Here is a 10,700-nt window from a genome sequence, read left to right on the forward strand (position 1 = left end):
TGCCGAGTTAGGGAAAGGAATATAAATAAAATCCCATTGGGGGAGGGGGTAGGAGAGTAAAAGGGTAGGAGGGTGGGGGGATGAAAAGGGGATATTATTTCTTGGCAAATCCCTTAATAAGTTAACATTTTTTGGAGAGGATACCAATGAATTCTAATCAACCTACTATTTTAGTGGTCGATGATGAGCCCAATCTCCGTAGCATTCTGAACTGTGCCATTTCCCACAATGGCGATCGGGTGATTGAAGCCCAAAACGGGGAAGCTTGTCTGCTAATCTGCCAACAGCAGTTACCTGATTTAATTCTGATTGATGCTGTGATGCCTGATATGGACGGCTTTGCCTGCTGTCAGACGTTGAAAGCGACCTATGGCAGTGATTGCCCACCGTTAATTATGATTACGGCGTTGTCAAATGCAGAGTTTATCGATCGAGCCTTCAACGCAGGCATTACGGACTATATTACCAAACCAATTCGCTGGCCAATTCTGCGCCATCGTATTGATACGGCTCTTGAGAAGAAAAAGCTGCAGCAGCAATTAGATGAAGCCCATCGCCGTATTGAATATTTAGAGCAGGAATTGGCGCACCAGGAGTTATTAACGCGATCGACCGTTCTTTAAGTTTTGCGAGCTGTCCTGAGATTGAATTTTTATATTCAGTGTTAAATTTATTCAGCGTTGACTTTATTTGATGACATCCGTTGTCTTAAATGTTCTTACAAGCATATCCATAAATTTGGAGAATACACTCGATTAATTCACAAAATATCCTGTGTAGCAGTTGCCTATCCATTGGAAGTTGAGTGCGTTATACAATGCGATCGCAGCCGTGTTATCCTGATCGACCCATAGCATCACGGCTGGAAACTCCTGCAGCACCTCTTTTGTAAAAAAGGTGAGCAACCGACGGGCAAATCCCTGCCGCCGAAACGGTGCAAAGGTAAAAGGAGCAACTACGATCGCGCAATGGCTCGTCTCTCCCCGCCTGACCACCGCAACAATTTGCCCATCCTGCTCTAAGACAGCAATCCGTCGTTGTTCAATCCAGTCATCCCAAGGATAATCCAGACTACCACTCCCTCGTTCCGCAAGATACGCAGCGGCATAGGCTTGTAGGGCGGGTTTATCCTGTGGGACGGCCCAGCGTCCGGCTCCGTCCTGGGGCGGTTGGCTGCACACTAGAACTCGCTGATCAAATTCCCGCTGCACTGAATAGCGCTGGAGCAATAAAGGCCGTATCCAATTCTTAGTTGGTTCCGAAGCGCAAAATCGTTTTGGACAACCCCTCGCAGCAACTAACGCAAACAACATTTCCGCGATCACAGCATTTGCACAGACGATCGACACATGCAGATTGGCTGGTTTCGCCATCACGATTCCTTGGATCTCGGTTAATTTACCGAATTCATTGCAGGGAGTGGCCTGGGCAGCAGCGTAGGCTATGGCTACTAACCCACCGCGTTCGTGGGGAATAATTTGACCTTGGAGAATCAAATTCAAGGCAATTTCCAAATCAAGATTTTTCTGATCTTGAGCGACCAACCACTCGATCGCGGTACTGATTTGCGACAATGATGGTGTTGTCAAAACTTGAATCATAGCAATTTCCCGAGAATGCTGATCCATGACGATTCACCCATTCATCCTGCACTACAAAATTGCAATAAAAAATCGGGATCCTTTTACCAAGGTAATCCCGATCGGGCTAGCTACACAACTGTTATAAGGTTGATTCAGATCGCTCCAATGCGGCTCTTGGCCTTGGATAACCTGTCACTCCCCATGATTATGGCTGATCATTATGTCACGGGCATGTCAGCAGTATGGCGGTTAGATGGGGCTAATTTGGCCTCAGGACGACCTGGCTCCCCCGCCTTCGGTTCCAGCACAATATCTGTTTCGGGATTACAACTCGCTTCGATCAGACGAGCCGACAAAATCAGTTCCGCCAACACTCGCTGAAACGCATAGAACCAGCCCCGCCAGCCATCAAAAATCCCTTTCCGCACAATTAAGCAATAGATCAGCACAACTAAAGGAGCCAGTAGCTTTTGTTTCCGTAGCCGATCGCCGAAGCTGAGTTGATCGAGCGTTGCCGTGAGTAACTTTTTCACCTCCAAAATGGCATAGCGATCCTGGGCCCAGAGCCAACGCCCAAAGGCTTTGCGATCGTCGTGGTAAATCACCGACTTCACCGCACTGGCTTTCCCATTCACCGCTAGCAATTGCGTATGACCATCGTTAATATAATTGGCCTTAGACTTGCGGAAGAGGGCTTCCCGAGGCGGTAGTAAGGTTCCCCGCAGCGGTTTGCCAAAGACGCAATATTTGAACGGGATAAAGTAACTGTCTACGGTCGATCGGGCAGATAATCCTTGCATTTCCGCCACCAATTCTTCGCTCAAGCGATAGTCCGCATCCAAGGACAGAACCCATTCAGTTTCCACTTGGGCCAAGCCGTAGTTCCACTGCTGGGCATGGGTATCAAAGGTGCGCGAAAACACATCTACCTTGGGATACCGCGCTAAAATTTCCAGCGTTGCATCGGTACTGTGGCTATCCACCACGACAATACGATCGGCCCAGGCCAAACTTTGCAGCGTCCGCTCAATATTGGGAGCCTCGTTGTAGGTCAGAATAACCGGCGTGATAGAGTTTAGCATCGTAGAAAAGAATCGATTGATAATGTTGAACTAACTGTTTGGCAATTTGCGGCCAAGAGAACTGCGATCGCACCGCAAGTTCTGCCCGAATTCCCATGGCTTCACGGGTTTGCGGATCTTGCAAGGCCGATCGTAGGCCAGCGGCCACTGCATCGGGGGTTTGCTCCGTCACCCAGCCTAGGGCATGATCCTGCACCAACGTCGCCAGGGCAACGCCCGGTGTGATCAGAACAGGCAATCCATTCGCCAACGCCTCTAGTACGGCAATGCCAAAATTTTCGGAATGGGATGGCAAGACAAATAAATCCGCTCCTTGTAATAGCCGCTGTTTGGTTTCCCCCTTCGCAAAGCCGAACCAATGGGTGCGATCGGTTAAGCCCGCCGTCTCAATTTCCGCTGCCAACTGCGCTTCATACTCCGCTGCCCCACTGCCTGCAATCACAAACTGGAAGGGCAGATCGCGCAATTGCTGCAACGCGGGAATGAGCGCATCAAACCCCTTTTTGGGATGGAGTCGGGACAGAAACAGCACGATCGGTTGATCGGCAGGCAGGTTTAACTGTTGACGCAGCTCCTGCTGGGCTTGGGCATTCACCGCAGGCATATCTAACCCGTGGGGCACGACAAAACTGGGTGTGGCTAACCCGACCGCTTCCGCTTCCTGCTGTTCTTGCAGAGCCGTGAAATGGAGCGATCGAGCCCCTTGTAAATTGGCCATTTCAATGATTTTCAGATAGGCCCGTTTTTTTGCCGCTCCCTGTTGCAGCGACCAAGTGCAGAGTTGTCCCAGGGGGCGCACGATGTATGGGACATTCCGAGCCCGCGCGATCGCCATCGCGATTGTCGATGGATAGGAAAAGATGGCGTGGATGTGAACCAAGTCATAATCCGTAATGGAATGCCATAACCAACGGGTAAGGGCCGGGGAAAAGGTGAATTCCCGAACGGCTGAAATAGCGGGAGCAAACTTGGGGAATGCTTGCAGGGGAACCGTCTTGTGCGCGGCATCGGAAGAATCAGCGGGAGAACTTTGGTGGACGGGATAATCAATCCATTGGTGTAAGGGAATGGGGAGCAGATCGTCGCCGCTATCATTTGTCGTGACGATCGTGGCGTCAACTCCCTGTTGACGCAGGGCATACACCATTTCCAACACAGCTTGACTGGGGCCACCCCGTACAGGTGAAACGGAGGGAATGACGTGCAGAATTTTCATAGAGATGCATTAATTCATGGGAATAAGAAACATGAAAGGATACGAAATCGAGAATGAGATTTCAAGGAGATAATGCCGATCAATAATCGACCAAAATTAAGTTGCAAAATCACAAATGAAAGGGAATCAACAACTAGCCAACTGGAATCCAATACTTCCACAAACTAAACATCTCCACAAATCAAACACTGCTCGGAATTAGCAGGGGTTGAAGCAGGGGAGAATCCGCCATGATTGTAGATAATCGTTGTTGAAAGCCTTGGGTTCCAAAGGTTTGCACCACAGCCTCCCGCAGCCCATGGGGTTGATACAGGAGGGGATTGGGATATTGTTTTTGCAGAATTTTTGTCAGGGTGGTGGCAATTTCCGCCACATCATCGGGATTGACGATCGCGCCTAGCCGTCCCCGATCCAAAGCATCGATCGCGCCATCTTGGCCCCCGACTACAGGCTTACCCGCTGCCATTGCTTCGAGATAGACAATGCCAAAGCCCTCCAGCTTGCTGGGCATGGCAAACACATCACAGAGATTGTAATAGGCGGGCAATTCCTCATCGGGAATAAACCCAGCCAAGGTGACACAATCTTCTAGGTTTTGGGCATGAATCAGTTTCTCCAGGCGTTGGCGATCGTTGCCACCCCCAACAATCAGATAATGCACGTCAGGGATGACCGATCGAATCTGCGGGAGCGCTGCCAAAATCTGATCGTAGCTGTGGAAGGATTCCCCCGCCGCCAAGCGATTGACCGTCAAAATCACCGGCTGTTCCCGCCGCAGGTCGTGGCGTTCTAACAAAGCAGCCGGTTTCTCTGCCACTTGAAAGCGTTCGGCTCCAAAGGTATTGGGCAAAACATGAATACGATCGGGATCAATATCCAACCCTGCTAGCATACGATCGCGGGTATAGTGGCTGACGGCAAGAATACGATCGGCATTGATCAACGCTTGGCGAACTTGGGGTCGATCGACTTCCCAGGCTTCAAAGCCATGGGCCATCGTCCAGTAAGGGACGCCTGCCAGTTGCTTGAGGCGATGGGCGGCCACCGTGAAGTTGAGATGGGTGGTCAGGACGAGGTTAGGCCGCTGCCAGAGTCCCATGCTAACAATTTGGGCGGCAAAGGTTGGCGTTCTTAAGCGAATTGGAATCTGTCCCTGGCCCCAGAACTTTGTCTGCGGTAAATAGCGATCGCGCTGACTGGCAGGATTGCGATCGTGCATGGAAAAGACATCGTACTGAATCTGAGGATAGAGCGCTTGGAGATTTTGTAGGAGAAATTGGGAAAAGACCTGGATGCCACCTTTAAAGTCAAAGAGACCGGGGGTCCAAAAATGCAAGCAAGGAGCAACGGATGTTTGGCCTATACCGACGGTTGATTGCATAGCGTTAATGGGATGGAAAAACTCACACAATGAGAGAAAACGTAGGGCTGAGAATTAAGAAGCTTGAGCTAGCAAGGGCGTAGGAGATGGAGTGGGAGAGTGGGAGGGTAGGAGGAATATCAGGGCTGATTAGCTTTGGGGAAGTTGGGTGATTTGAGGTTTGATGGTGATTTGGGTGATCAGTAGGATGAACACGAGGAGGAATACATTGCTCCACGCGACGGAATTGATATTGAGGAGAATTCCGCTTAAGCCAGCCCAACCCATGAGACCGTAAATGCTCAACACTGCGCTGGTTTGGGACAGGCCGGCTTGGAGTAAACGGTGGTGAATGTGGCGACGATCGGGGAAGAAGGGGGATTTGCCTTCCCGCAGACGGCTGACAATCACAAAGGTCATGTCCAAAATGGGCACGGCCAGAATCACGTAGGGCAACATGGTAAGGGTAAAGTTGGCATGGTGTTGGACAGTTAGAATGGCAATACCACCCAGCATCGAGCCGAGGAAATAGGAACCACTGTCGCCCATATAAAGTTGAGCGGGTTTGAAGTTGTAACGGAGAAAGCCGATCGTTGCTCCTGCAACTGCCATGGACACCAGCGCAATGTCGGGATTGCCGAGCTTCCAGTTCACTAAGGCAAACATCATTGCCGCGATCGCGCTGACGCCAGAGGCCAAACCATCCAAGCCATCCAGCCAATTGATCGCATTGGTCACTCCCGCCAACCAAAGAAATGTAATTGGCAGGCTAAACAGTCCCAGGTCGATCGTACCAATTCCTGGCATAGGAATTACATCTAGACGTAATCCGAAATACCAGGTAATGGCAGTAATGACCCCTTGCAAACCTAACCGCAAAATCGGGGATAAACTCCAGCGATCGTCGGCCAACCCAATTGCAAAAAATCCCACACTGCCCAAGAGCATTGCCATAAATGCAGGATTATGAGTGGGCAGGGAAATGCCGACAACCATCATCCCTAGCAATCCCATGAATGTTGCAGCACAGATGGCTAATCCACCCATGCGCACCATGGGCTGCTGGTGAATTTTACGGGAATCGGGTTGATCCAGAAAGCCCCAGGCGGCCCCGATGATTTTGGCAAGGGGAGTTAAACATAAGCCTCCCAACAGAGTGCTAGCAAAGGTTAACAGTAGGGTCATAAAAATAACTGGTGTAGGTCTGAGCTATATCCAGCATCGCAACCCCAGACTGTTGATGATATATATATTGCTGTTCGAGATGTATAACTTGATGTTATGGGCGGCATCTGTTTTAGCATTTCCTTAAAGTGAACATTCTCCAATGCAAATGCCCGAGCCTACGAACGCAAATATTCCAGGATATGAAAAAAGCTCCTGTCTAGGCAGAAGCTTGAGTCCAGTATGATCCAGCCTGTTAGCGATCGAGCGTCGCGTCAACTAGGTGTGCAGATTATGCGTAGAGATCGACAGAGTAGTTGGTTGCGCAGTTGGCGACGACTCCTAAGATGGGAATCCGGGCACTGTTGAGCCGATCGATCGTAGTGGCCATGGCATCGGCGGTACCCCGTTTGCCTAATCGGGTGATTAAGACCAGACCACTGGTATTCGCAGCCAGCAATTTCACATCTGCCAAGCCCATCAGCGGTGGCATGTCATAAATCACCAAATCGAAACTCTGGTGAAAACGGGGCATTAAATCCTGCATTGTGGCAGAGGCGAGTAGACGGGTGGGATCGGGCGGTGGCTCTCCGGCACCAATGACAAACAAGCTGGATTCCCAGGACAGCCGCTGAATCACTTGGGTCACGGTGGCTTTACCCGTAAGGCAGTCACTCAGCCCCGGCCCACTTGGTAAACCGAGCAAGGATTGAATTTGGGTACTGCCCCGCCGGAAATGGGCATCCACCAACAGGACTCGCTTACCCAGCGCCGCCGCCGCTTGGGCCAAGTGCACCGCGATCGTCGTGCGTCCTTCGGTCGGCAATGCGGAACTGATTACCAAGCCATTATCTAAGCGACCTTCACCCAATTGCTGCATGGCGCAGTAGAGTGTCCGGAAGGCTTCCATAAAGCCGTAGGCATCGTATTCCCGTAGCCAGTAATTGTTATTGGGATCAGCCAACGCTAACTCGGATGCCGACGTTTCTGCTTTGGTTGCCTCTTCAAGATCTAAATTAAGTTCCACGAGGGGCAACGCTTTGCGATCACTCGGCAAGGAATTGGGTGCCCCGGTCCCATTGAGAATTCTGGTACTATCTCGATCGCTATTTTGTACAGCTAGGTCATCTTGGGCAGAACCCGCTTCCTGGCTATTCGCCTTACGATTGAGCAGATCCCGCATCCGATTTTTCAAATTGGTGGAGGCTTCAGTCAAGGATTGACTATCCACAGTATCCGGTAACCGCAAATCCACAATGTGCATCCCTGGAATGCCATCTTTGAGATCGGGATGTAGGGGAATAATGCCCAAAATAGGTAGCTTCACCTTCCGTTTCATGGCATCTACGGTGTAGTAGGTATTTTCCAGTTTTTCGATCAGGAAAGCGACTCCAATCCCAATAAAAATACCAATCACAGCCCCACTCATCATCCCTTTAATGGGGTTGGCTCCGGGTTTAAGCTTGAGGTTTTTCGGTTCAGAAATGAGTTGCCACGGCACATCATTTTTAGCGGCTTGCACCTGGAGGCTTTCCTGGGTTTGCAGAAACCGCGTTAAGCTATCCGTCGCGATCGTCAGATCCCGTTGGGTTTCACTAAACTGGCGGGACAAAATGGGTAATTGACTATATTTTGCATTGAGGAAATTCAACACTTTGTTGATTGTTTGTTGCTTGACGATCGCAATTTGCAAATCATTTTCTGCCACCGCCAACTGTTCCCCAACGGATTGTTCTGCTTCTTTAAGCATGACGGGCACAAGGTTTTCTGCCTGCCGTTGGAGGAGCTGAATATTGGGAGAGTTGGGGCCAAAGCGGGCAGATTCAATGGCAATTTGTTGTTCCAGAAGTTGATATTTTTGCAACAGAGCTTGATAGCGACCGGATTGGCTGAGGGCGATCGTTTGACCTAATTTTTCCTGCAGAATCCGGCGACGGGCTTCTAGCCCAACAATTTCCACCTGTTTTTCTTGGCGTTGCTGCGTCCAAGTTGCAATCTGACCACTTAACGTTGCGGAATAATCTTTAATCTCAACGAAATTATAGGTTTGCCGTAAGGTTTCCAATTGCTTTTGTAATTCGTTGACCCGATTTTGAATTTTCGGCAATTGTTGATTGACAAACTTTAACCCTTGTTTAAGTTGAGCCTGTTGATCTTCACGACTATATTCCAAATACCCCCGCGCTAGGCGTTGCAGCAACAAAAGTGCTTTATCCGGGTTGGAATCACTGTAACTGACTTCAATGATCTTTGTCTCGCCCAGCCGTATAATCGATACCTTTTGGGAAATGACATCATAGGTCGTGCCCGGATAGCGATCGTTGACTTCCTTCAAAATTTCTCCCATCAGTTTGGGACTGTAGAGCACTTCGATTTGGGTGGAATAGTCGAACTCCTTATTAGAAGGTGCGGATTTACTTTCAGTCAATTGATCGTTGATATCCGGACGCTGGCTCACTGGTTCCACCAACAACCGAAAACTCCCCTGAAACTCTGGAACACTGCGAGCATTTTTTAAGCCCGACAGCCCTGCCATGGCGATCGCACAAATGCCAATCACGATCGCTTTACGGCGTAGCATTCCCACAATCTGAGGCAGGCTCCAAGTGGCTTCCCCAGCCTGATCCGTATCGCTACTGGGCGCAGTCGGTGAGATCGGATTACTCTGTTGGTTCAGCTTCTGCAACAGATCGTTAACGGTGGGTTTGGTAGAAGGCTGACGAGACATAGTCATAAGATGCGGCTTACGTTACAGCGGTTTTGAGAAGTCGTTTTAAGTAACAGGTTTGAATGACCAATTTGAATGACAAATCCGAGCTAGAAGACAGGAATCCCTATTTGCCAGGAAATTGTCTAAAGACGCCAAACACGGAGAAGATACTATTGATGGGCGTGAGAATATTGCCGATCGTGTCGGTAATTTTTGCCCCCAAGGAGCGATCGACCAGAATCACATCACGGCTTTGCAGGATGGGGTTGGAATCGGAATTAATCGGCTTATCCAAATTGATAGCAATCTTGCGACGGGAAACGGTGCCATTGGCATTCAGCCGAAGGAGTTCTACCGTCTTCTTCTTAGCCCTTGGCCCAAATCCCCCCGCCAACATAATGGCTTCATTCAGGGAAGTCCCTGTCGGAATCGTTTGAACCCCTGGAGCCAATACTTCACCCAGCAAATTCACCTTGATTTCTCCGGGAGAAACGTTCGATCGACCCACTTGGAGGGCAACTTCGGGCGTCATTTCAGTCGCGGTATGCAAAATCACCGTATCGCCATCCCGAATGGCAATATCTTGGCTGAGATCGCCATTGGTCAGTAGATCCCATAGACTGCTGTTAATAATTTCCGCTGTGCCATCCCGCAAGGGTCGCCGGATCTCGATTTGTTGTAAATTAGTTTGTTGGGTAATGCCGCCCGCTTCATCAATAATTTGCGTGAGCGTCGGCAATTCTCCATTCTTCGGCGTGACGACGTAGGCTCCGGGTCGAGTCACTTCACCCAAGATCGCCACATGGACATTACTCATTTCTGAGAGCAATACCATAATGACCGGTTTGACTAACACCTGGGCATCGGCATAGAGCTTGCTAATGGTTACAGCGGCTTCCGATTCGGTCATGCCTTCCACATCCACCGCACCAATGACAGGCAGCATGATTGAGCCATCTACCATCAGTTGGTAGGCTCCTGTAAATTCCGGCACGTTGTAAATCACGACGTTAATCCGATCGCCGGGAGCTAGGGTATAACGCGCAGGTCGGTTGGGTTGGGGAATGCCTCGATCGGGAACGGCCCAGTTGCGATCGGGTCGGGGCGTTGATGTAGTTGGAACTGCGCCAGGAATTACGCCAGGAATTGCGCTGGGAATTACGCTGGGAATCGTATTAGGGGTCGTATTAGGTAGTTTATTAAGCGTGGGATTAGGGTTGGAATTAATTGCTGAGTTAGATGGGGGATTATTGAGTTGGGAATTAATGCCATTCGGCGTGAGGTTATTGAAATTTGAATTGCTTAGGGGGATTGTTGAACCATTACCAGTATTAACATTAGAACGCCCTGGCACAATAGTTGGGGGCAACGGTGTTGTAATTGGCTTAATGGGATTGGGAGAAACTGTGGGAATCGTTGGGGGTAACGGCGTCGCGATCGGGGAAGGATTGGGATTTGTGGTTTGAGCCAGGACAACCGCAGACAGCCCACCGTGAGCGATCCAGAGGAGGGAGAGTAAGCTTGCAGAGGAAATCTGGGTTAGGCGGGACATGGGTGGAGGAGCGTGGGAGGGTAGGGAGTGGGA

At 50.0% G+C, this 10,700-nt stretch carries 8 protein-coding genes; 1 reads left to right on the forward strand and 7 read right to left on the reverse strand.

Annotated elements, in window-relative coordinates; all coding sequences use genetic code 11:
- Nucleotides 1-146 precede the first annotated feature (146 nt).
- The gene (locus tag ACN4EG_RS26000; RefSeq protein ID WP_431633193.1) at nucleotides 147-623 is read left to right on the forward strand and encodes a response regulator; all 477 of its coding nucleotides are present in this window, start codon (nucleotides 147-149) and stop codon (nucleotides 621-623) included.
- Nucleotides 624-755: 132 nt separating this feature from the next.
- Here the strand turns inward: ACN4EG_RS26000 and ACN4EG_RS26005 are convergent, their stop codons facing one another.
- The 7 genes from ACN4EG_RS26005 to ACN4EG_RS26035 form a co-directional block, all read right to left on the reverse strand.
- Nucleotides 756-1,628, reverse strand: a complete 873-nt coding sequence (locus ACN4EG_RS26005; protein ID WP_431633194.1) for a GNAT family N-acetyltransferase — start codon at nucleotides 1,626-1,628, stop codon at nucleotides 756-758.
- Nucleotides 1,629-1,801: 173 nt separating this feature from the next.
- Complete coding sequence (locus tag ACN4EG_RS26010) at nucleotides 1,802-2,665, reverse strand: glycosyltransferase family 2 protein (RefSeq protein WP_431633195.1); 864 nt, start codon at nucleotides 2,663-2,665, stop codon at nucleotides 1,802-1,804.
- Nucleotides 2,610-3,881 (reverse strand): glycosyltransferase, encoded by a 1,272-nt coding sequence (locus tag ACN4EG_RS26015; protein ID WP_431633196.1) that lies wholly within the window; start codon nucleotides 3,879-3,881, stop codon nucleotides 2,610-2,612. The genes ACN4EG_RS26010 and ACN4EG_RS26015 overlap by 56 nt, the downstream gene beginning before the upstream one ends.
- Nucleotides 3,882-4,062: 181 nt before the next feature.
- Nucleotides 4,063-5,262, reverse strand: a complete 1,200-nt coding sequence (locus ACN4EG_RS26020) for a glycosyltransferase (protein WP_431633197.1) — start codon at nucleotides 5,260-5,262, stop codon at nucleotides 4,063-4,065.
- Nucleotides 5,263-5,391: 129 nt separating this feature from the next.
- On the reverse strand, nucleotides 5,392-6,426 hold the full coding sequence (locus tag ACN4EG_RS26025; RefSeq protein ID WP_431633198.1) for a glycosyltransferase family 4 protein: 1,035 nt from the start codon (nucleotides 6,424-6,426) through the stop codon (nucleotides 5,392-5,394).
- Between the two features lie 271 nt (nucleotides 6,427-6,697).
- Nucleotides 6,698-9,133 (reverse strand): polysaccharide biosynthesis tyrosine autokinase, encoded by a 2,436-nt coding sequence (locus ACN4EG_RS26030; RefSeq protein ID WP_431633199.1) that lies wholly within the window; start codon nucleotides 9,131-9,133, stop codon nucleotides 6,698-6,700.
- 106 nt (nucleotides 9,134-9,239) lie between these two features.
- A partial coding sequence (locus ACN4EG_RS26035; RefSeq protein ID WP_431633200.1) for an SLBB domain-containing protein occupies nucleotides 9,240-10,700 on the reverse strand: 1,461 nt, incomplete at its 5' end.

Source organism: Alkalinema pantanalense CENA528 (assembly GCF_050753345.1).
Lineage (GTDB): Bacteria > Cyanobacteriota > Cyanobacteriia > Leptolyngbyales > Leptolyngbyaceae > Alkalinema > Alkalinema pantanalense.